At 62.7% G+C, this 19,562-nt stretch carries 20 protein-coding genes; 11 read left to right on the plus strand and 9 right to left on the minus strand.

What is annotated here, in order from left to right; translation table 11 throughout:
• Window positions 1–17 precede the first annotated feature (17 nt).
• The 4 genes from BM321_RS18060 to BM321_RS18075 all read left to right on the plus strand — a co-directional run bounded on the left by BM321_RS18060 (window position 18) and on the right by BM321_RS18075 (window position 2,701).
• A complete protein-coding gene (locus BM321_RS18060) occupies window positions 18–716 on the plus strand; it encodes a PA1041 family peptidoglycan-binding anchor lipoprotein (RefSeq protein ID WP_092205454.1) in 699 nt (232 codons plus the stop codon).
• A gap of 90 nt (window positions 717–806) precedes the next feature.
• Window positions 807–1,532 (plus strand): PA1041 family peptidoglycan-binding anchor lipoprotein, encoded by a 726-nt coding sequence (locus BM321_RS18065; RefSeq protein ID WP_092443757.1) that lies wholly within the window; start codon window positions 807–809, stop codon window positions 1,530–1,532.
• 145 nt (window positions 1,533–1,677) lie between these two features.
• Window positions 1,678–1,950 (plus strand): DUF1145 domain-containing protein, encoded by a 273-nt coding sequence (locus BM321_RS18070; protein WP_092205456.1) that lies wholly within the window; start codon window positions 1,678–1,680, stop codon window positions 1,948–1,950.
• Window positions 1,943–2,701, plus strand: a complete 759-nt coding sequence (locus BM321_RS18075) for a hypothetical protein (protein WP_092329199.1) — start codon at window positions 1,943–1,945, stop codon at window positions 2,699–2,701. The genes BM321_RS18070 and BM321_RS18075 overlap by 8 nt, the downstream gene beginning before the upstream one ends.
• 124 nt (window positions 2,702–2,825) lie before the next feature.
• On the opposite strand, the gene BM321_RS18080 is transcribed toward BM321_RS18075, so the two are convergent.
• Window positions 2,826–3,290 (minus strand): CopD family protein, encoded by a 465-nt coding sequence (locus BM321_RS18080; protein ID WP_092443759.1) that lies wholly within the window; start codon window positions 3,288–3,290, stop codon window positions 2,826–2,828.
• A 99-nt stretch (window positions 3,291–3,389) separates the two neighbouring features.
• On the opposite strand from BM321_RS18080, the gene dinG reads away from it, so the two are divergent.
• The 4 genes from dinG (at window position 3,390) to pdxH (ending at window position 8,841) form a co-directional block, all read left to right on the plus strand.
• Complete coding sequence (gene dinG / locus BM321_RS18085; protein ID WP_092443761.1) at window positions 3,390–5,534, plus strand: ATP-dependent DNA helicase DinG; 2,145 nt, start codon at window positions 3,390–3,392, stop codon at window positions 5,532–5,534.
• Between the two features lie 237 nt (window positions 5,535–5,771).
• Window positions 5,772–6,917, plus strand: a complete 1,146-nt coding sequence (locus BM321_RS18090; RefSeq protein ID WP_092443763.1) for a serine hydrolase domain-containing protein — start codon at window positions 5,772–5,774, stop codon at window positions 6,915–6,917.
• Window positions 6,918–7,032: 115 nt separating this feature from the next.
• On the plus strand, window positions 7,033–8,169 hold the full coding sequence (locus BM321_RS18095) for an OmpA family protein (protein ID WP_092443765.1): 1,137 nt from the start codon (window positions 7,033–7,035) through the stop codon (window positions 8,167–8,169).
• 24 nt (window positions 8,170–8,193) lie between these two features.
• The gene (pdxH, locus tag BM321_RS18100) at window positions 8,194–8,841 is read left to right on the plus strand and encodes a pyridoxamine 5'-phosphate oxidase (RefSeq protein WP_092205462.1); all 648 of its coding nucleotides are present in this window, start codon (window positions 8,194–8,196) and stop codon (window positions 8,839–8,841) included.
• Here the strand turns inward: pdxH and BM321_RS18105 are convergent.
• Window positions 8,789–9,076 (minus strand): hypothetical protein, encoded by a 288-nt coding sequence (locus BM321_RS18105; protein ID WP_092443767.1) that lies wholly within the window; start codon window positions 9,074–9,076, stop codon window positions 8,789–8,791. The two genes, pdxH and BM321_RS18105, sit on opposite strands and share 53 nt — an antisense overlap.
• Before the next feature lie 171 nt (window positions 9,077–9,247).
• Between BM321_RS18105 and BM321_RS18110 the strand changes: the two genes are divergently transcribed.
• Entirely contained in the window at window positions 9,248–9,712 is a 465-nt protein-coding gene (locus tag BM321_RS18110; protein ID WP_092443770.1) for an outer membrane lipoprotein, read from the plus strand.
• A gap of 896 nt (window positions 9,713–10,608) precedes the next feature.
• On the opposite strand, the gene nhaA is transcribed toward BM321_RS18110, so the two are convergent.
• On the minus strand, window positions 10,609–11,796 hold the full coding sequence (gene nhaA, locus BM321_RS18115; protein WP_092443772.1) for a Na+/H+ antiporter NhaA: 1,188 nt from the start codon (window positions 11,794–11,796) through the stop codon (window positions 10,609–10,611).
• 269 nt (window positions 11,797–12,065) lie between these two features.
• Here nhaA and BM321_RS18120 point away from each other — a divergent pair, with 269 nt between their 5' ends.
• Entirely contained in the window at window positions 12,066–13,160 is a 1,095-nt protein-coding gene (locus BM321_RS18120) for a PLP-dependent cysteine synthase family protein (protein ID WP_092443774.1), read from the plus strand.
• A gap of 113 nt (window positions 13,161–13,273) precedes the next feature.
• Here BM321_RS18120 and BM321_RS18125 read toward each other — a convergent pair whose 3' ends face one another.
• The 3 genes from BM321_RS18125 to BM321_RS18135 all read right to left on the minus strand — a co-directional run bounded on the left by BM321_RS18125 (window position 13,274) and on the right by BM321_RS18135 (window position 16,296).
• On the minus strand, window positions 13,274–14,887 hold the full coding sequence (locus BM321_RS18125; RefSeq protein WP_092443776.1) for an NAD(P)/FAD-dependent oxidoreductase: 1,614 nt from the start codon (window positions 14,885–14,887) through the stop codon (window positions 13,274–13,276).
• Between the two features lie 73 nt (window positions 14,888–14,960).
• Window positions 14,961–15,635, minus strand: a complete 675-nt coding sequence (locus tag BM321_RS18130; protein WP_092443837.1) for a COG3650 family protein — start codon at window positions 15,633–15,635, stop codon at window positions 14,961–14,963.
• A gap of 61 nt (window positions 15,636–15,696) precedes the next feature.
• Entirely contained in the window at window positions 15,697–16,296 is a 600-nt protein-coding gene (locus tag BM321_RS18135; protein ID WP_092329176.1) for a short chain dehydrogenase, read from the minus strand.
• 104 nt (window positions 16,297–16,400) lie between these two features.
• Between BM321_RS18135 and BM321_RS18140 the strand changes: the two genes are divergently transcribed.
• Window positions 16,401–17,315: a LysR family transcriptional regulator gene (locus tag BM321_RS18140; protein WP_092329173.1), complete on the plus strand. Its 915-nt coding sequence runs from the start codon at window positions 16,401–16,403 to the stop codon at window positions 17,313–17,315.
• Between the two features lie 134 nt (window positions 17,316–17,449).
• On the opposite strand, the gene BM321_RS18145 is transcribed toward BM321_RS18140, so the two are convergent.
• The 3 genes from BM321_RS18145 to BM321_RS18155 are packed head-to-tail and all read right to left on the minus strand — an operon-like array spanning window position 17,450 to window position 19,550.
• The gene (locus BM321_RS18145) at window positions 17,450–17,929 is read right to left on the minus strand and encodes a DoxX family protein (protein WP_092443778.1); all 480 of its coding nucleotides are present in this window, start codon (window positions 17,927–17,929) and stop codon (window positions 17,450–17,452) included.
• The gene (locus BM321_RS18150; protein ID WP_092443780.1) at window positions 17,926–18,684 is read right to left on the minus strand and encodes an HvfC/BufC N-terminal domain-containing protein; all 759 of its coding nucleotides are present in this window, start codon (window positions 18,682–18,684) and stop codon (window positions 17,926–17,928) included. Before BM321_RS18150 ends, BM321_RS18145 begins: the two co-directional genes overlap by 4 nt.
• Window positions 18,681–19,550 carry an MNIO family bufferin maturase gene (locus BM321_RS18155; RefSeq protein ID WP_092443782.1) on the minus strand — a complete coding sequence of 290 codons (870 nt, stop codon included), beginning with the start codon at window positions 19,548–19,550 and terminating at the stop codon, window positions 18,681–18,683. Before BM321_RS18155 ends, BM321_RS18150 begins: the two co-directional genes overlap by 4 nt.
• Window positions 19,551–19,562: the final 12 nt, after the last annotated feature.

Below are 19,562 nucleotides of genomic sequence, written 5' to 3' on the forward strand. Positions count from 1 at the left end.
CTCAAGGAGAAAACCCGATGAGCATAGTTCGGACAGCGTTACCCCTGGTTCTGCTAACCAGTGTGTTGACTGGTTGCGCAGGTTTGCAGAAAACCGACTGGCCGATCTGTGCGGCCACTGGCGGTGTCGTCGGCGCGGGATTGGGCGCCATCGAAAGCAGCTCCTGGATCGGCCCGGGAGCGCTGGTGGCCGGCACTGTGGCGGCGGGCTGGTGCTGGGCCCATGGCGACGGCGACGAAGACGGCGATGGTGTGCCGGACAGCCGTGACAAGTGCCCGGGCACACCGAAGGGCGTGCAGGTCGATGCCGACGGTTGCCCGCCACCCGCCCCGGCGCCGGTGGTTGTTGAAGAAGTCGCGGTGGTCAAGGAAGAAACCATCGTGATCCGCGACGTGCACTTTGAATTCAACAAAGCCACGCTGACCCCGGCCGACAAAGAGGTACTGAGCACGGTCGCCACCCGGCTGAAACAGGAAACGTCCACCGCGCAACTGCGGGTCACCGGCCACACCGACAGCGTCGGCAGCGATGCCTACAACCAGAAACTGTCGGAGAAACGGGCCAACTCGGTGGTGCAATACCTGGTTGAGAATGGCGTACCGCGCGCCAGTTTCGTCTCGGTGTCCGGTGCCGGCGAGAGCCAGCCGGTGGCCGATAACAAGACCGCCGATGGCCGCGCGATGAACCGTCGCACGGAAATCAAGATAAACCGCTGAAACCCTTGTCATCCGCGGCTTGTCGAGTTGCGGATGCGGGTCTTTACTCCTGTGTGACCGGTATGGGCCGGTGACACAGGAGCCTTCACCATGAACCTTCTAATCAGGGCCGCCTTACCGGTACTGCTGGCAAGCAGTCTGTTGTCCGGCTGCGCCACTCACAGCGACGGCAGCGCATCCCTCAATCAACGCACCTGGCCAATCTGTAGCCTGATCGGCGGCCTCGTCGGCGGCGGGTTGGGGGCCATTGAAAGCAGTGGTTGGGCCGCCGGCGGCGCCGCATTGGGGCTGCTGGGCGGAGGCTTGATCTGCTACGCCCAGGATGGCGATGAAGACGACGACGGTGTGTTCGACCGTCGCGACCGGTGTCCCGATACCCCGGCCAATACGCCGGTCGAGCATCACGGTTGCCCGGTGCCGCAATACCCGGCCAGTGCGCCACCGGTCGAACCGCCAGCACCGGCGAGCGAGGTCATCACCCTCAACGACGCGGGCAAGGTGCTGTTCGATTTCGACAAATCCGATCTCACCGCAGACGCTCGAAGCCAGCTCGATGGGCTGATGGGCAAACTCAGCCATGCCAATGTCGCCAGCATCCGGGTGGTGGGCCACACCGACAGTGTCGGCACCGATGCCTATAACCAAGGGCTATCCGAACGCCGGGCCAGCAGCGTCGTGGAGTATTTGCTGAGCCAGGGGTTGGCCCCCGGCAAACTCACCAGCGAAGGCAAGGGTGAAAGCGAGCCGGTGGCCGACAATGAGACCGATGAAGGGCGGGCGCAGAACCGTCGGGTTGAATTGCATATCCAACGCTGAGGCGCGGCCCAGGGCTGCCGGGTCGTCGGGAGGACGATCCGGTGGGCCAGGGCCCGGGTTAGATTAAATTTACCGGACCCCCTGGCTTATCCTGCGCGCAAGCCGTTACTGTGCGGGCAAAGAATAATGCTCATCAGGGGGGCGTATGAAGGTGTTTTGGGGGCTGGGGCGCTTGCTGACCCTGCTGTTCTGGCTGGTGGTGCTGGTCAATCTGGTGGTGCCGTTCGTCCATCCGCTGCATCTGCTGGTCAATGTCGCCGGCGCGTTTTTGCTGGTACTCCATCTGCTGGAACTGTTGTTGTTCCGGGCCAGTTTCCGTGGCCGCCCCGCGCCTGGCCGCGATCGCCTCAGAGTGCTGCTGTTCGGCATCTTCCACGTGCAAACCCTCCCGACCGCGCCAGAGGCTTCCCATGCGTAAACTGTGTCTGCTTGCCGCACTCGTATGCCCATGGGCTTCGGCCCAGGTGCTCCAGGTCGAAGGCCATTCATTGATGCGCCTGCCCAATACCACCAGCACCCTGACCCTGGAACGACTGGACGTGGCCGATTACGGCACGCTGCTGGTGCCTTCCAATGTCACTGAATTGACCATCGACCAGTTGCACCTGGGGCGTGAAGCGCGGATCGCCATCGTGCCGGCGCCGCAGGTACTGGAAATGAAAGTGGCCCAGGCTGAATTGGCCGAGGGCAGCCAGATCACTTCACGCGGCGCCCCGGGGACCTACACCAAGGCCGCGCGGCCGGGGCGTGATCTCAATCTGCATTTCAAGGCGTTGAATGCGCCGTTGTTGTCGGTGGACGCCCGTGGCGGCACCGGTGCACCGGGGTTCGTCGGTCTTGACGGTGCCAATGGCCAGGCGCCGGGTTGCACCTGGGGTTCGGCCGGTCGCGGTGCCGACGGCAGCAATGGCAGTGATGGCCAGCCGGGGGCCGCTGGCGCGCAGGTACGCCTCGAGCTGCCCCGGGCCTACCCTGCCGAGCAGATCAAGGTGACGGTGGACGGCGGTGCCGGTGGCGCGGCGGGACACGGCGGCAAACCCGGGGCGGGAGGCAAGGCCAAGGGGTGCCTGGTCTATACCGCCGATGGCGGTAAAAGCGGCCGTCCTGGCGCCGATGGCCAGCCAGGGCCTGCCGGAGCGGCGGGGACGGTGACGGTGCAGCGGTTCTGAAGAAAAATCGGATCTGAACCTGTGGGAGCGAGCTTGCTCGCGATGGCGTTGTGTCAGTCGATGAAGTAGTGCTGATACACCGTCATCGCGAGCAAGCTCGCTCCCACAGGGCTCTATGTGATTTTCAGAACATCGGTCGCGCCGCACCGATCGCCACCAGCAGCAACCCGATCAACAGATTGATTCCTACCAACCGCCGGATCTTCCCCAGCACCGCCGCACCCGTCGGCCAGTCCTGCGCCGTCACGGCGTTGCGCAATGCGGGCAGCTGCAAGCCCTGGATGCGGATAAACAGCGCCGTCATCACCACATACAACCCCATCATCACCTGCACATAACGCGGCGCGGTTTCGAAACCGGCGAAGCGCAGATGGATCAGGCCTACGCCGCTGATCGGCAAAAGTACGACCGCGACCCAGACCCAGACGAAAAAACGCTGAAACACTTCTACCCACAACTTGAGCCGGGCAGGGCCCTCAAGCGCCGTCATTGCGGCGGGGCGCAGGATCATCCAGGCGAAGAACATGCCGCCGACCCAGACCAGGGCCGCCAGTAAATGCAGGGTGTAGACAAGGGCAAAGGGTGTCATTGGGTTACTCCGTTCTGCGCAGGATTCATTAGCGGGGTATGATAGCCGCCGATCCGAACCACTGAAAATTTATCCAGCGTTTTTAGCGCCCGACCATTCATGATCAGCACCGAACTCAAAACCACGATCCAGGGCGCCTATTCGCGTTTTCTCGAAGCCAAGAGCCTCAAGCCGCGATATGGCCAGCGCCTGATGATTGCCGAAGTGGCAAAAGTCCTGGGCGACATCGACACCGACGACGAAGGCCGGCGCAGCGGCGAGCCTGCCGTGGTGGCGGTGGAGGCCGGCACCGGTACCGGCAAGACCGTGGCCTACAGCCTGGCGGCGATTCCCACCGCCAAGGCCGCCGGCAAGCGCCTGGTGATCGCCACGGCCACCGTCGCCCTGCAGGAACAGATCGTCTACAAGGACCTGCCCGACCTGATGCGCAACAGTGGGCTGAACTTCACCTTCGCGCTGGCCAAGGGCCGCGGGCGTTACATGTGCCTGTCCAAGCTCGACATGTTGCTCCAGGAGGGCCAGGCGCAGACCGCCACGGCCCAGTTGTTCGAAGAAGAAGGCTTCAAGATCGAGGTGGATGAAGCCAGCCAGAAGCTGTTCACCAGCATGATCGAGAAACTGGCGGGCAATAAATGGGACGGCGACCGCGACAGCTGGTCCACGGCCCTGGAAGACGCTGACTGGTCCCGCCTGACGACCGACCATAGCCAGTGCACCAACCGCCATTGCCCGAACTTCGGCCAGTGCGCCTTCTACAAGGCTCGCGAAGGCATGGGCAAGGTCGACGTCATCGTCACCAACCACGACATGGTCCTGGCCGACCTGGCCCTGGGCGGCGGTGCGGTGCTGCCGGACCCGCGCGACACGATCTACGTGTTCGACGAAGGCCATCACCTACCGGACAAGGCCATCGGCCATTTCGCCCATTACACCCGGCTGCGTTCCACCGCCGACTGGCTGGAAACCACCGCCAAGAACCTCACCAAGCTGCTGGCCCAGCATCCGTTGCCGGGTGACCTGGGCAAGTTCATCGAGCAAGTGCCCGAGCTGGCGCGGGAAATCAAGACGAACCAGCAGTTCATGTTCACCGCGTGCGAGCAAGTGGCCGATTTCAAACCCGGCGAAGACGTCGAGGGCCGCGAGCGGCCACGCCATCGCTTCGTCGGCGGAGTGATTCCTGAACACATGCGCGAAATGGGCATCGAGCTCAAGAAAGGTTTCGCGCGCCTGACCGACCTGTTCACGCGCCTGACCGACCTGCTCAAGGAAGGCATGGACGGCGAGGTCAACATCGGTATCGCCAGCAACCAGGCCGAGGAGTGGTACCCGCTGTTCGGCAGCCTGTTGTCCCGGTCCCAGGGCAACTGGGAGCTGTGGACGGCATTCACCGCCGAAGACCCGGAAGACAACCCGCCGATGGCGCGCTGGCTGACCCTGGCCGAAAGCGGTTCGCTGTTCGACATCGAGGTCAATGCCAGCCCGATCCTGGCCGCGGAAATGCTGCGGCGCAACCTGTGGAACGTGGCCTATGGCGCGCTGGTGACGTCCGCCACGCTGACCGCCCTGGGCACGTTCGACCGCTTCCGCATGCGCGCCGGCCTGCCGAAGAAAGCCGTGACCGCCGTGGTCCCGAGCCCCTTCCACCACGCCGATGCCGGCGTGCTGCGGGTGCCCGACCTCAAGGCCGACCCACGGGATGCCGCCGCCCACACTGCGGCGATCATCCGCGACCTGCCGGAACTGGTGGAAGGCTCACGGGGCACGCTGGTGCTGTTTTCCTCGCGCAAACAGATGCAGGACGTGTTCGATGGCCTTGACCGGGACTGGCGCAAGCAGGTGTTCATCCAGGGCAACCTGTCGAAGCAGGAAACCCTGAGCAAGCACAAGGCACGGGTCGACGGTGGGGACTCCAGCGTGCTGTTCGGCCTGGCGAGCTTCGCCGAAGGCGTGGACTTGCCCGGTGCCTATTGCGAACACGTGGTGATTGCCAAGATCCCGTTCTCGGTTCCCGACGACCCGGTGGAGGCGGCGCTGGCCGAGTGGATCGAGGCCCGCGGTGGCAACCCGTTCATGGAAATCTCCGTGCCGGACGCTTCGCTGAAACTGGTCCAGGCGTGTGGCCGCTTGCTACGTACCGAAGAGGATCGCGGCACCATCACCTTGCTTGACCGACGGCTGGTCACCCAGCGCTATGGCAAGGCGATCCTGAATGCGTTGCCGCCGTTTCGACGGGAGATTTCCTGAGGCCGCTGCGATTTCACGGTGAAGCAATGTATTTGTGGGAGCAAGGCTTGCCCGCGATGAGGGCACCTGGGTCTCAGAAAGACCTCACAGGCCTCTTCGCGGGCAAGCCTTGCTCCCACAGGTTCTTCTTGCCACACGGGCATGCTTAGCCAGCCGTCCTGTGGCGGTTCCCAAATGACCTAATGCCTGAAACAATGCCAGCCACTCTAAAAAGTCTTTGTTTCAAGGGAGTTGCGGGTGCAGATTCAAGGCCATTATGAGCTTCAGTTCGAGGCGGTGCGTGAAGCGTTCGCGGCGCTGTTCGATGCTCCCCAGGAGCGCGGCGCGGCGTTGTGCATCCAGGTGGGTGGCCGCACGGTGATCGACCTGTGGGCCGGTACCGCCGACAAGGATGGCCATGAAGCCTGGCACAGCGACACCATCGCCAACCTGTTTTCCTGCACCAAGACGTTCACCGCCGTCACCGCCCTGCAACTGGTGGCCGAAGGCAAGTTGCAGTTGGACGCCCCGGTAGCCCGCTATTGGCCAGAGTTTGCTGCGGCCGGCAAGCAATCCATCACCCTGCGCCAACTGCTCTGCCACCAGGCTGGGCTGCCGGCGCTACATGAATTGCTGCCGCCCGAAGCGCTTTATGACTGGCAAGCCATGGTCGATGCCCTGGCTGCCGAAACACCTTGGTGGACGCCGGGCGAAGGCCACGGTTATGCCGCGATCACTTACGGCTGGCTGGTGGGCGAGCTGTTGCGCCGGGCCGATGGGCGTGGCCCGGGGGAGTCCATCGTCGCCCGCGTCGCCAAGCCGTTGGGCCTGGATTTCCACGTTGGCCTGGCCGACGACGAGTTCCATCGCGTGGCCCACATCGCCCGTGGCAAAGGCAACGCCGGCGATGCGGCGGCCCAGCGCCTGCTGCAGGTGACGATGCGCGAACCGACGGCCATGACCACCCGGGCCTTTACCAACCCACCGTCGATCATGACCAGCACCAACAAACCGGAATGGCGGCGCATGCAGCAACCGGCGGCCAATGGCCACGGCAATGCCCGTAGCCTGGCCGGGTTCTATGCGGGTTTGCTGGACGGCAGCCTGCTGGAAGGTGAAATGCTCGACGAACTGACTCGCCAGCACAGCTTTGGCGAGGACAAGACTTTATTGACCCAGACCCGTTTCGGCCTGGGTTGCATGCTCGACCAGCCGGATGTGCCGAACGCGACCTACGGCCTCGGCCCACGGGCGTTCGGTCATCCGGGGGCCGGGGGCTCCATCGGGTTTGCCGATCCCGAACATGATGTAGCGTTCGGTTTCGTGACCAACACGCTCGGGCCTTACGTTTTGATGGACCCGCGCGCGCAAAATATTGCGCGGGTGCTTGCCACTTGTCTATAAAGCGCCATTGAAGGCCATGGACACAGGAACCTCGTGTCCTTTTCAGTTTCGAAGCGTCTGTTTATGCGGCCAGAACATGGCCTTTTTTTCATTTAGATCATTTTGTGGATATCCAATGTCATCGAATAAAACCCTCGCTCTGGCGCTGTGCTTCGCTATCACTGGTTGCGCACAAAACCCACAAAATGATGCCGAGGGCAGCGGAGGCTGGTGGCCGTTCGGCTCCTCCGACAAGGTGGCGGCCAAGGAAACGGCGCCAGCGGCGCCCCTGAAGCCTGCCGCTGTCGCACCGCAAGCCAAGGCCGAGGGCGCCAGCCACTGGTGGTGGCCGTTCTCTTCCGAGGAAACCGCCGCAGACGCCGCCAGAAAAGTCGAAGCAAAGGCAGAAGTGGAAGCCAAGCCTGAGGCCAAGGCGCCGGCAGTTGTTGCCAAGGCCGAAGCCGAAAGCAATGGCAAGTGGTGGTGGCCGTTCGGCGGCAAGGACCAGGAAACCGCCAAGGCGGTGCCGATGCCCGATCCGAAAGTCACCCAGGCCTGGCTCGACGACTACGAGCCGAAGCTGCGCACGGCGATTCAGGACAGCAAGCTCGAACTCGAGCGCCGCGACGACGTGCTGGTGGTCACCGCGCCCGCGGACAGTTCCTTCAACCCGGACCGTCCGGCGATGCTGCTGCCCGTGACCCTCGGCCCGTTTACCCGCGTGGCGAAGATCCTTGAAGCCGACCCGAAGACCGCCGTGCTGATCCTTGGTCACGCCGACACCTCGGGCGTCGCACCGGCCAACCTCAAGCTCAGCCAGGAGCGTGCCCAGGCCGTGGCGGCGATTTTCCGCCTCAGCGGCCTGCAACGTGATCGCCTGATGCTGCGCGGCATGGGTGCAGTGGCGCCACGTGCCGCCAACGACAGCGTTGAGGGTCGCGCCTTGAACCGTCGTGTGGAATTGCTGGTCACGCCGGCCAACACCATGGTTGCGCTGCTGAGCAAGTACAACATGCCGGCCCCGGCTCCAGTGACGATGGTTGCCGCCCAGGATGTTAAGCCTGCTGCCCCGGCGCCTGCGCCTGCGGCTAAAAAAGCGGTGGCCTCGACCACCAAAGCCGCGGCCAAGAAAGCTCCGGCCAAAAAAGCCGCGACCAAGGCGCCTGCAAAGAAGGTCGCAGCCAAGCCCGCTACCCCAGCGAAGAAGCCCCAACCGGCCAAAGCCGCCACCGATACCAAGAAAGTCGCGGCCGCCGATACCCCCAAGCAGTGATGGGCTAACCACAAGGAATGCGCCATGACCCAAGCGCTGGCTGATATGCGCCGCGACTACACCCGCGACGGCTTGACCGAGGCGCAAGCCCCGGCCGAGCCGTTCGCCCTGTTCCATCAATGGTTCGCCGACGCGGTGAAGACCGAACAGGCCCCGGTGGAGGCCAATGCCATGACCCTGGCCACGGTGGATGAGCAGGGACGTCCGCACTGTCGGATCCTGCTGCTCAAGGGCCTGGATGCCCAGGGCTTTACCTTTTTCACCAACTACGACAGCGCCAAGGGCCAGCAACTGGCTGCGAACCCGTTTGCGGCCATGACGTTTTTCTGGCCGACCCTTGAGCGCCAGGTGCGCATCGAGGGCAAAGTGGTGAAGGTCACGGCGCAGGAGTCGGACGCCTACTACCAAGTCCGTCCGCTGGGCAGCCGTTTGGGCGCCTGGGCGTCACCCCAGAGCCGGGTGATTGCCGGGCGCGGCGAACTGGAAGACCTGCTCAAGGCCACCGAGCAGCGCTTCAGCGACAGCCAGCCACACTGTCCCGAGCATTGGGGCGGTTATCGCCTGCTGCCCGAACGCATCGAGTTCTGGCAGGGCCGTCCGAGCCGCCTGCACGATCGCCTCAACTATCGCCTGCAAGGGGCGCAGTGGGCTCGCGAGCGTCTGGCGCCTTAGCATCGGAATAACCTGCCGCGGCGGCGGTCTGGAGCCATTGCGGCAGGTCGCGGCGCTTGATGCCTTGTGCCTGGGCGCGGGCCAATTGTTGCAACATGTAAGTTTTCTTCTGCCCATCCGGCCCCGCCAGTGAAAGCGCCAGATCGCGATCCACCCAGCGTTTGATCCGCACGTACAGCCACCAGTGGAAATACAAACCGGCCACGGTGGTGGCGACGATAATGAAATAATCCATGAAAAATTCCAGGGTTGATGACGCAGGTTTCGGAAATTGACGCTACTGTTTGGTGAATTTTTCGGGCGCGCCTGTATCCCACCTGAATGAAAGCAATTTTATCCCGGCGAGGCCGTGACAGGCGTCAAGCTGCGGAGTTTAATGAATCCCTGTCTTTTGGAGTTTGATGCTATGCGTAAGTCTGTTTTGCTGGTTGCTTCCTTTTCCACGATGGCGATGTTGCTCACTGGCTGTCAGTCGAGCCTGACCGGTGACTCCTACTCCCGTGACGAGGCGCGTCGTGTGCAGACGATTCGCATGGGCACGATCGAAGCCTTGCGTCCGGTCAAGATCGAAGGCACCAAGACCCCAATCGGTGGTGCGGCCGGTGCTGTGGTCGGTGGCGTAGGCGGCAGTGCCATCGGTGGTGGCCGTGGCAGCATCGTCGCTGCCGTGATCGGCGCCGTGGCGGGTGGCCTGATTGGTTCGGCTACTGAAGAAGGCCTGACCCGTACCCAGGGTGTGGAAATTACCGTTCGTGAAGATGACGGCAGCATGCGTGCCTATGTGCAGCAGGTTCAGGAAAACGAGATATTCCGTGTGGGTGAGCGGGTTCGTATTGCCACTGTGGATGGTACGAGTCGCGTGTCGCACTAAGCAGGAGTCAGGTAAGAAAAAACGGCGCTTTTTCCTGAATGGGAAAGCGCCGTTTTTGTTTCTTCGATACTTGCTGGTTTTTTTGGGGGCATATCCGTTGCTGCGGTAACGGCTACTTATGGTTCCGCTCTTACAGCGGGTCACTTTTGGAAGAGCGCCAAAAATAACCAAAAACGCTTTGCCCCACCACTCGGTGCCTCGCCTAGGCTCGGCATGCCTGAACGAAGGCCTTGCTCCGTGGGCCGCCGCGAAGGGCCATCCATGGCCCAGCGCGGCTACCTCGGCATCCATGCCGAGGTGCCCACTGCGCAAGGCCTTCGTTCAGCCATCGTGGTTAACGGGGCGCCCCAGATCAAAAACAGAACCGAGGCGGCCTAGTAGCCGACCTGGTTCTGGGTGGGACCGCGTTTTTCCTGTGGGAGCGGGCTTGCTCGCGAAGGCGGTGTGTCAGTTTGCGGTGATGTTGGATGTACCGGCCTCTTCGCGAGCAAGCCCGCTCCCACAGAGGGACTCCGGGTGCACATGAATAGGGCGCCGCGAAAGATCCAATGTGGGAGCGAGCCTGCTCGCGATGACGGTGGGTCAGTTACATGGATGTTGGGCTGCTGGCCTCATCGCGAGCAAGCTCGCTCCCACAGGAAAAACGCGGTCCCATCCAGAACCAGGTCGGCTGTTAGGCCGCCTCGTGGTGGACGTTGATCTCGGCGCCCCGTTAACCACGCTGGCCGAGTGGTGGGGCATAAAGCGTTTTGCTTACTTTGCGCCGGGCCGCGCAGGCTTCTCAAAAGTGAGCCGCTGTAAGAGCGGAACCGCCAGCCGCCGTTACCGCAGCAACGGATATACACACCATTCCTTAACCTCCCATGGCTCTCAAGACGCTAACGCAGAAGCAAGGATCAGCCAGGCAATGCAGACTGCTTGCGACTGGCCGCCGCCGTCACCGCATAACCCAGCAACGCCGCCAGGATCGAACCGGTGAGGATCCCCATCCGGTCCATGCCAGCGTAGTCACTCACACCCGGCTCGAACGCCAGGGAGCCGACGAACAGGCTCATGGTGAAACCAATCCCGCACAGGATCGCCACGCCCAGTACCTGGCCCCAATTGGCGCCGGCGGGCAGGCTGGCGATGCCGATTTTCACGGCCAGCCAGGTCAGGCCGAAGACGCCGACGGTCTTGCCCAGCAACAGGCCGATGGCGATGCCCATTGGCACGTGATGGGTGAAGCTCTCGACGGTGACGCCGCTCAGGGACAGGCCGGCATTGGCGAAGGCGAACAGCGGCAGGATGCCATAGGCCACCCAGGGGTGCAGGGCATGTTCCAGGGTGAGCAGCGGCGAAGTCTCGGCGTTTTTCGTGCGCAGCGGAATGCAGAACGCCAGGGTGACCCCGGCCAACGTGGCATGGACACCGCTCTTGAGCACGCAGACCCAGAGGATCAGACCTACCACCATGTAGGGCCCGAGCTTGACCACGCCCATCCGGTTCATCGCCACCAGTACGGCGATGCAGGCGGCCGCCAGCATGAGCGACACGGTCGACAGGGCGCCGGAATAGAAGATGGCGATGATGATAATGGCGCCCAGGTCATCGATGATCGCCAAGGTCATCAGGAACAGTTTGAGCGACACCGGCACCCGCTTGCCGAGCAAGGCCAGCACGCCGAGGGCGAACGCGATGTCAGTGGCCGTCGGAATCGCCCAGCCGGCGAGGGCGGCCGGGTTGTCGCGGTTGAGAAACCAGTAGATCAGCGCCGGTACCACCATGCCGCCAATCGCCGCCGCACCCGGCAAGACGATTTGCGACGGCTTTGATAGTTGCCCGTCGAGTACTTCACGTTTGACTTCGAGGCCGATAAGCAGGAAGAACATCGCCATCAGGCCGTCGTTGATCCACAGCAGCAGGGGTTTGGCGATCTTCAGGGCGCCCACCTGGGCGACCACCGGGGTGTCCAGCAGGCCGTTATACAACCAGGACAGCGGTGAATTGTTGATGACCAGGGCCAGTACGGCGGCGGCGATCAGCAGCAGGCCGCTGGCAGCCTCCAGTTGAAAAAAACGTGTCAGAGAATTGCGTAGAGCCACGATCGCTCTCCATGTATCGAATCAAAAAGATGGCACACCCTAACCCGTACTGTTAGTTGTTAAAACAAAATTTATATTCTTTTTTGTTATATGGCGTTACAAGGCCTGCGCCACGCAGTCGGCAGTTATGGGCCATATTGGACCTTAGCTGTACCTGTGCGTGATGTCGGTTTTTTCCTAAGCTGACGTCTGGTTTTTCCGAACTCCAGCCGTGCCTGCACGAGCGCGTGATCTCCCCACGCCGAACACGATCAGTGAGCAAACACACCATGAACGACCACCGCCAGTGGGCCCGTGAAGCGATCCGCATCATCGAGGCAGACTTCCAGCGCAGCGCCGATACTCACCTGATTCCGCTGCCGCTGCCTGGCCTGCCGGGCATCGAGCTGTACTTCAAGGATGAGTCCAGTCATCCCACCGGCAGCCTCAAGCATCGGTTGGCCCGTTCGCTGTTTCTCTATGCGTTGTGTAACGGCTGGCTCAAGCCCGGTGCGCCAGTGATCGAGGCCTCCAGCGGCTCGACGGCGATTTCCGAGGCTTACTTCGCCAGGTTGCTGGGCCTGCCGTTCATTGCGGTGATGCCGGCGACTACCTCCAGGGAAAAAATCGCACAGATCGCTTTCTATGGCGGCCAGAGCCACCTGGTGGATGATCCTACGCAGATCTACGCCGAATCCGAGCGCCTGGCCCGCGAGCATGACGGGCATTTCATCGACCAGTTCACCTATGCCGAGCGGGCCACGGACTGGCGGGCCAATAACAACATTGCCGAATCGATCTTCCAGCAGATGCGCTTCGAGCGGCATCCGGAGCCCACATGGCTGATCTCCAGCCCCGGCACCGGCGGCACCACGGCCACCCTGGGACGCTATGTCCGTTACCGCCAGCACGGCACCCGCGTGCTGTGTGCCGACGCCGAGCGTTCGGTGTTCTTCGATTACTACCGCAGTGGCGACGCCAGCCTGCGCCTGGATTGCGGTTCACGCATCGAGGGTATCGGCCGGCCGCGAGTCGAAGCGTCGTTCCTGCCGAACGTCATCGATGCGATGGTCAAGGTCCCGGATGCCTTGTCGCTGGCGGCCATGCATTACCTGGCCGAGCGTCTGGGACGACGGGTCGGCGGGTCCAGCGGCACCAACCTGATCGGCGCACTCATGGCGGCCCGGCAGATGGCAGATGCGGGGGAGTCGGGGTCGATCGTGGCGATCTTGTGTGACGGCGGCGAGCGCTACGCCACGACCTATTACGACCCGGCATGGCTAAAGGCCCAAGGCTATGCGTTGAGCGAGTTGATGGACATCGTGGCGGCGAGTGTGGAGCGGGGCGAGGCACTGCCAGAGAGTGTGTTGCGGGCCAACATCTGAATCTTGAAAACCCTGAGGTCCCTTGTGGGAGCGATAGCGGTGGATCAGTCAACATCTGTGTTGAATGCCAGGCCGCCATCGCGAGCAAGCTCGTTCCCACATTGGGCCAACTGTCAGGCTTCGAGACCAAGAATGTCCCGCGCCACGGCCTCGGCAATCCGAATCCCGTCCACCCCCGCCGACAGGATCCCGCCCGCATAACCGGCGCCTTCACCCGCCGGGAACAGACCCTTGACGTTCAGGCTCTGCAGCGATTCGTTGCGGGTGATGCGCAGGGGCGATGAGGTGCGGGTTTCGATGCCGGTCAGCACGGCGTCGTGCAGCGAGTAGCCGCGAATCTGTTTCTCGAACGCCGGTAAGGCTTCGCGGATGGCTTCGATGGCGAAGTCCGGCAAGGCCAGGGCCAGATCACCCAGGGACACCCCAGGCTTGTAGGAAGGTTCGACGCTGCCCAGTGCGGTAGACGGCTTGCCGGCGATGAAATCGCCCACGAGTTGCGCCGGGGCCTCGTAGTTGCTGCCGCCGAGCACGAACGCGTGGGATTCCAGGCGTTCCTGCAACTCGATACCGGCCAGTGGGCCACCCGGATAATCCACTTCCGGGGTAATGCCGACGACGATGCCAGAGTTGGCGTTGCGCTCATTGCGCGAATACTGGCTCATGCCGTTAGTGACGACGCGGTTCGGCTCGGACGTCGCCGCTACCACGGTGCCGCCCGGGCACATGCAGAAGCTGTATACCGAGCGGCCATTCTTGGCGTGGTGCACCAGTTTGTAGTCGGCGGCGCCGAGTTTCGGATGGCCGGCGTACTTGCCCAGGCGCGCGCTGTCGATCAGCGATTGCGGGTGTTCGATGCGGAAACCCACCGAGAACGGCTTGGCTTCCATATACACGCCACGGCTGTGGAGCATACGGAACGTGTCCCGGGCGCTGTGGCCGAGGGCCAGGATCACGTGTTTCGAATGAATGCGTTCACCGCCGGCCAATTCGACGCCGACCAGTTGGCCGTCCTCGATCAGCACATCGGTGACCCGTTGCTGGAAGCGTACTTCGCCGCCCAGGGCGCGAATCTGCTCACGCATGGTTTCCACCACGCCTGTCAGGCGGAACGTGCCGATGTGCGGCTTGCTGACGTAGAGGATTTCTTCCGGCGCCCCGGCCTTGACGAATTCGTGCAGGACCTTGCGGCCAAGGAATTTCGGATCCTTGATCTGGCTGTAGAGCTTGCCATCGGAAAACGTCCCTGCGCCGCCTTCACCGAACTGCACATTGGACTCGGGGTTGAGCACACTTTTGCGCCACAGGCCCCAGGTGTCCTTGGTGCGCTGGCGCACTTCCGGGCCACGTTCGAGGATGATCGGCTTGAAACCCATCTGCGCCAGCAACAGGGCGGCGAAAATCCCGCACGGGCCGAAGCCGACCACGATCGGCCGCTCGCTCAAGTCGGCCGGGGCCTGGCCCACCACTTTGTAGCTGACATCCGGCGCTTCGTTGACGTTACGGTCATCGGCGAACTTGCGCAGCAGGCTGGCTTCATCACGCACCGTCAGGTCGATGGTGTAGATGAAGCACAGTTCGGAGGATTTCTTGCGCGCATCGTAGCTGCGCTTGAACAGGGTGAAGTCGAGCAGGTCATCGCTGGCGATGCCCAGGCGCTGCACGATGGCAGGGCGCAGGTCTTCTTCGGGGTGATCGATTGGCAGCTTGAGTTCGGTGATTCGTAACATGGCGGGGTCCGGTTCGCGGGATGCACAACTGCACCAGGGCGTGAACCGGCGATTATAAGCCAAAAGCTGTGAATCAGTCGTCGCGCGCGCCGCCGAAGTAGGCGCAGCCGCGTTGGACCTGGCCGTTGACCCGCAACTCGGCGCTCATGTGTTGCACGCTGTCGCTGACGCTGTCGACACAACGCGCAGGTGTGACCCACAGCTCGACTTTCTGGCCGTTGGCCTCGGTGCCCAGGTTGAAGCGGCCATCGCCCAATTGCTCCTCGACGTAAGGCACCGCCAGCGGCGGCTGGCCTTCGCGGTCCAGCACCAGGCCCTTGCCACTGGCCTTGAGCGTCCATTCCGGGCTGTGTCCCGCGGCGCGCAGGATCACGCGTTTGAAGTCGACGTCTTCGCAAGCCGTTCCCGAACGCTCCAGTCGATACAGCTGTTCAACGTCCAACTGACTGTCGGTGCCGGCCGCTGCGCTGGAAACGATACGGCCACGTACATCGGCAAACAGTTTGCCCTGGTCATCGGCCAGGCTGGCGGCCTGTTGCAGCACGCTGGTGCCACCGCTGTCGTTGACGATGTAGCGGCGCTGTTCCTGGCACGGTTGGAGCACTAGTTTGCCATCGGCCGCCGTGAGTTCGCCCTGCAGGCGTGTCTGTCCGGCGTGGGAGGCGCTCTGACGTGGGGTGTCGAGCAATTGGCAGCCGGTGAACAGCGGCAGGAGGGCGACAAACAGCAGGGAGCGGGCGGCACGCATCATTGGGTCTCCAGACAAGTGCCGCCACGTTACTCAGACTAATCCTGCATCACAAGGGGTGTTAACCCACATGAAAGGTCTGACCGGTTTGTAGGCCTTCGACGCTCTTGGCGTAGGCCAATGCCACATCCACTGCGGGTACGGGTTTGAAACCGCGGAAATAAGGCGCGTATTTGTCCATGGCTTCCAGCAGCACGTTCGGGCTCACCGAGTTGACCCGCAGGCCCCGTGGCAACTCGATTGCCGCGGCGCGCACGAAACTGTCCAGGGCGCCGTTGACCAGGGCCGCCGAAGCACCGCTCTTGATCGGGTCGTGGCTGAGCACGCCGGTGGTGAAGGTGAAGGAGGCGCCGTCATTGGCGAATTCGCGACCGATCAGCAGCAGGTTGACCTGGCCCATCAGCTTGTCTTTCAAGCCCAGGGCAAAGCTGTCTTCGGTCATGTCGGCCAGGGGCGCAAAGGTGACGTTGCCGGCGGCGCAGACCAGGGCGTCAAAACGACCAGTCTTCTCGAACAGGGCGCGAATCGAGGCGCTGTCGCTGATATCCACCTGCAGTTCACCGCTGTGGCGGCCGATCCGAACGATTTCGTGGCGGGGCGACAGTTCTTTATCAATGGCCGAACCGATCGTGCCGTTGGCGCCGATCAAGAGGATTTTCATGAGTTGTTCCTTAATGGGTTGAACGAGTTTTCAGTCTAGAGGGGTTCTTTCCAGTGATAATCATGCTAATAGGCAACCTTTGGTTTTCATTTGGAAACAATCCAATGAGCGAAATGGATGACCTGGCGGCGTTCGCCGTGTTGATGGAGGCCGGCAGTTTTACCTTGGCGGCCCAGCAATTGGGGTGCAGCAAGGGCCAGTTGTCCAAGCGCATCAGCCTGTTGGAAAGCCGGTTTTCGGTGGTGTTGCTGCAACGCACCACACGGCGCTTGAGCCTCACGGCGGCAGGGGCGGCGCTGTTGCCTCAGGCCCAGGCGCTGCTGGTGCAGGTGGAAAGGGCGCGTCAGGCATTGGCTCGGTTGAAGGATGACATTTGCGGGCCGGTGCGTATGACGGTTCCGGTTTCGTTGGGTGAAACCTTCTTCGAGGGCTTGCTGATGGAGTTCGCTCGCACGTACCCCAACGTGCAGATCGAACTGGAGCTCAACAACGGTTACCGTGACTTGAGCCGCGATGGTTTCGACCTGGCGATCCGCTCCGACGCCGCCATCGATGAGCGGCTGGTGGCCCGGCCATTGTTGGCGTGGCACGAAATGACCTGCGCCAGCCCGGCCTACCTCGAACACTATGGCGAACCTGAAACGCCCCAGGCCTTGGCCGAGCACCGCTGTTTGCTCAACAGCCACTACAGCGGCCGGGAAGAATGGCTTTACCACCAACAACACGAACTGTTGCGGGTCCGAGTGTCGGGGCCGTTCGCCAGCAATCACTACAGCCTGCTGAAAAAAGCCGCCCTGGCCGGTGCCGGAATCGCCCGGCTGCCGTCGTACCTGCTGCATGAAGCGTTGGCGGACGGACGTCTGCATTGGCTGCTGCGCGACTACCAGACCCGGCGCATGCCGATGTACCTGGTGCACCCGTACCAGGGCGGCCTGCCCAAGCGCACCCAGGTGCTGGCCGACTACTTGATCGACTGGTTCAAGCGCAGTGGCGAGGCGTTGGATCGGCTACAGCGATAACCCGGTCATTTGTCATCCCTTGTGGGAGCGAGCTTGCTCGCGAAGGCGGTGGTACATCCGGTATTTGTGCAAGCTGACCCACCGCTATCGCGAGCCAGCTCGCTCCCACAGGGGATCTGTGAGGGGATCTGTGTTCAGCCGTGGGCGTAACGCTTGGCGATCAGGTGATCGATCGACAACACCCCCGGTCCACGGGCCATCAGGTAGAGCAAGACCGCCGCCCAGGTGCCATGGGTCGGGTAGGCGTCCGGGTAGACGAACACCTGAATGGTCAAGGTCATGCCGAGCAAGGCCATTGCCGAAAAGCGTGTCGCCAGGCCAAACAGAAGCAGTACCGGGAACACATGCTCGGCAGAGGCCGCCAAGTGCGCAGCCAGTTCCGGCGACAGCAGCGGCAAGGCATATTCGCTTTTGAACAGGGGGATGGCCGAGTCCGCCAGCCGCGGCAGACCGATCTGGAAGGTGCCGTCGAACAGGTCGATGGCCAGTCCTTCGATTTTGGTCTGGCCGGATTTCCAGAACACGGCGGCAATCGAGAAGCGTGCGACGAAGGCGATCAGGCTGTGGGGGATTTTCTCCAGCCATTGAATGAAACCGGCAATCAGGGCGTTCATGGGGATACCTGTTCGGCTAGGAGGTGGGTGATGGCCTGGTGGCGGATGAGCCCCGCCAGGGTCTGTTCCAGGTCAAGATCGATTGAGGCTTCGATGGCAGCCGTCAGGGAAGACCCTTGTTGCAGGGCGGCGATGAACCCATGGGCAGCGCGACTGATCGCAAACACCTCCACATCCAGGCCGTTGCGCAGCACCAAGGCGTTTTGCGCGGGAAACGTTTCGAACGGTACGGGCGCCTGGTGCTGATGAGCGGCCCAGATCGTCACCACGGCGTAGGGGGATTGCAGCAGCCGCAGTGACGGGTGAAGCCCGATCTTCAGGTGCCCCGCCAGCGTGGGGGACGACAGCGCCGCCACGATTCGTTCTTGCGCCATGGGCTCGGCGTCGGCGGCATGCCAGGCTTGCACATGCAGTCGCTCCAGCCGAGCGACGTCCGCCAGGTAAGGCACGCTGGCGACAGGTTCGAAGTGTTCGATGAATTCGGCAAAGTCGCCCCCGTAGTCGTTCATCACCGGGCTGCGCGGCGGCGTCGATTGGACATAGACCCCGGCCATGGCCCGGAAGAATGCCTCGCCCACCAGTTGCGCCACCACCGGGTAGTTGTCGGCCAGGGCGTTGATCAATGAGCTGAGTACGTTGTTGCGGTACACCGCGAAACGGCTTTCCGGGGCCGCCCCATTGGCGCTGACCAGGCCGGTCGGACATGCCTTGCGCGGGTCGAGCATTGCGGCGGCAAATGCGTGCTGGTTGCTCATGGCCGGGCTCCAGCGGCGCTCAACAGTTGATCGGCCTGGCGTGCTTCGGCCAGCAGCACCTCCCATGCCGGGACGTGGTTGTCGCGCTCGATCAAGGTGGCGACCGGCCCGGTCCGCTCCAGTGCCTGGAGATACAGTTGCCAGACCGCGTGGTCGACGGGGGCGCCGTGATCGTCTATCAACAGGCGCTCGCCGAGGCTGTCGGAATCTTCGGCAAAGCCGGCCAGGTGAATTTCGCCGGTCGCTTGCAGAGGCAGGGCGTCGAGGTAGGCCAATGGATCGCGGCAATGGTTGACGCACGAAACGTAGACGTTGTTCACATCCAGCAGCAGGCCGCAGCCGGTGCGACGGATCACTTCGCTCATGAACTGTGGCTCGTCGAAGGTCGAGGTTTCAAAGGCCAGGTAGGTGGCCGGGTTTTCCAGTAACAGCGTGCGCTTGAGGCTGGACTGCACCTGGTCGACGTGTTCGCAGACCCGGTCGAGGGTTGCTGCGTCATAGGCCAGGGGGAGCAAGTCATTGAGGAACACCGGGCCGTGGCTGGACCAGGCCAGGTGTTCGGAAAAGGATTGGGGCTGATAGCGTTCGATCAGGGCGGCCAGGCGCTGCATATGCGCGACATCCAGCGGCCCTTCCCCACCGATCGACAGGCCGACGCCGTGCAACGACAGCGGGTACTGTTCGCGTATCAGCCCCAGGAAGTGATGAAGCGGCCCACCGGCCACCATGTAGTTTTCCGCGTGCACCTCGAAAAAGCCCAGATCCGGTCGGGTCTGCAGGACCTCACGAAAATGCGCACTCTTGAGCCCCAACCCTGCCCTTGGCGGCAGCCGGCTATCAGTGGTGAGGGATGGGGCGTTCAACATGGTGGCGGGCCT

It is taken from the genome of Pseudomonas sp. NFIX10, from assembly GCF_900111955.1.
GTDB classification, from domain to species: domain Bacteria; phylum Pseudomonadota; class Gammaproteobacteria; order Pseudomonadales; family Pseudomonadaceae; genus Aquipseudomonas; species Aquipseudomonas fluorescens_AA.

Excerpts from the sequence above, each read along its gene's own strand:
- pdxH (WP_092205462.1), top strand. The coding sequence starts at position 8,194 with ATGACCCAAGCGCTGGCTGATATGCGCCGCGACTACACCCGCGACGGC.
- BM321_RS18070 (WP_092205456.1), top strand. The coding sequence starts at position 1,678 with ATGAAGGTGTTTTGGGGGCTGGGGCGCTTGCTGACCCTGCTGTTCTGG.
- BM321_RS18155 (WP_092443782.1), bottom strand. The coding sequence starts at position 19,550 with ATGTTGAACGCCCCATCCCTCACCACTGATAGCCGGCTGCCGCCAAGG.
- BM321_RS18120 (WP_092443774.1), top strand. The coding sequence starts at position 12,066 with ATGAACGACCACCGCCAGTGGGCCCGTGAAGCGATCCGCATCATCGAG.
- BM321_RS18140 (WP_092329173.1), top strand. The coding sequence starts at position 16,401 with ATGAGCGAAATGGATGACCTGGCGGCGTTCGCCGTGTTGATGGAGGCC.
- dinG (WP_092443761.1), top strand. The coding sequence starts at position 3,390 with ATGATCAGCACCGAACTCAAAACCACGATCCAGGGCGCCTATTCGCGT.
- BM321_RS18095 (WP_092443765.1), top strand. The coding sequence starts at position 7,033 with ATGTCATCGAATAAAACCCTCGCTCTGGCGCTGTGCTTCGCTATCACT.
- BM321_RS18075 (WP_092329199.1), top strand. The coding sequence starts at position 1,943 with ATGCGTAAACTGTGTCTGCTTGCCGCACTCGTATGCCCATGGGCTTCG.
- BM321_RS18135 (WP_092329176.1), bottom strand. The coding sequence starts at position 16,296 with ATGAAAATCCTCTTGATCGGCGCCAACGGCACGATCGGTTCGGCCATT.
- BM321_RS18080 (WP_092443759.1), bottom strand. The coding sequence starts at position 3,290 with ATGACACCCTTTGCCCTTGTCTACACCCTGCATTTACTGGCGGCCCTG.
- BM321_RS18110 (WP_092443770.1), top strand. The coding sequence starts at position 9,248 with ATGCGTAAGTCTGTTTTGCTGGTTGCTTCCTTTTCCACGATGGCGATG.
- BM321_RS18130 (WP_092443837.1), bottom strand. The coding sequence starts at position 15,635 with ATGCGTGCCGCCCGCTCCCTGCTGTTTGTCGCCCTCCTGCCGCTGTTC.
- BM321_RS18060 (WP_092205454.1), top strand. The coding sequence starts at position 18 with ATGAGCATAGTTCGGACAGCGTTACCCCTGGTTCTGCTAACCAGTGTG.
- BM321_RS18145 (WP_092443778.1), bottom strand. The coding sequence starts at position 17,929 with ATGAACGCCCTGATTGCCGGTTTCATTCAATGGCTGGAGAAAATCCCC.
- BM321_RS18125 (WP_092443776.1), bottom strand. The coding sequence starts at position 14,887 with ATGTTACGAATCACCGAACTCAAGCTGCCAATCGATCACCCCGAAGAA.
- BM321_RS18065 (WP_092443757.1), top strand. The coding sequence starts at position 807 with ATGAACCTTCTAATCAGGGCCGCCTTACCGGTACTGCTGGCAAGCAGT.
- BM321_RS18105 (WP_092443767.1), bottom strand. The coding sequence starts at position 9,076 with ATGGATTATTTCATTATCGTCGCCACCACCGTGGCCGGTTTGTATTTC.
- BM321_RS18150 (WP_092443780.1), bottom strand. The coding sequence starts at position 18,684 with ATGAGCAACCAGCACGCATTTGCCGCCGCAATGCTCGACCCGCGCAAG.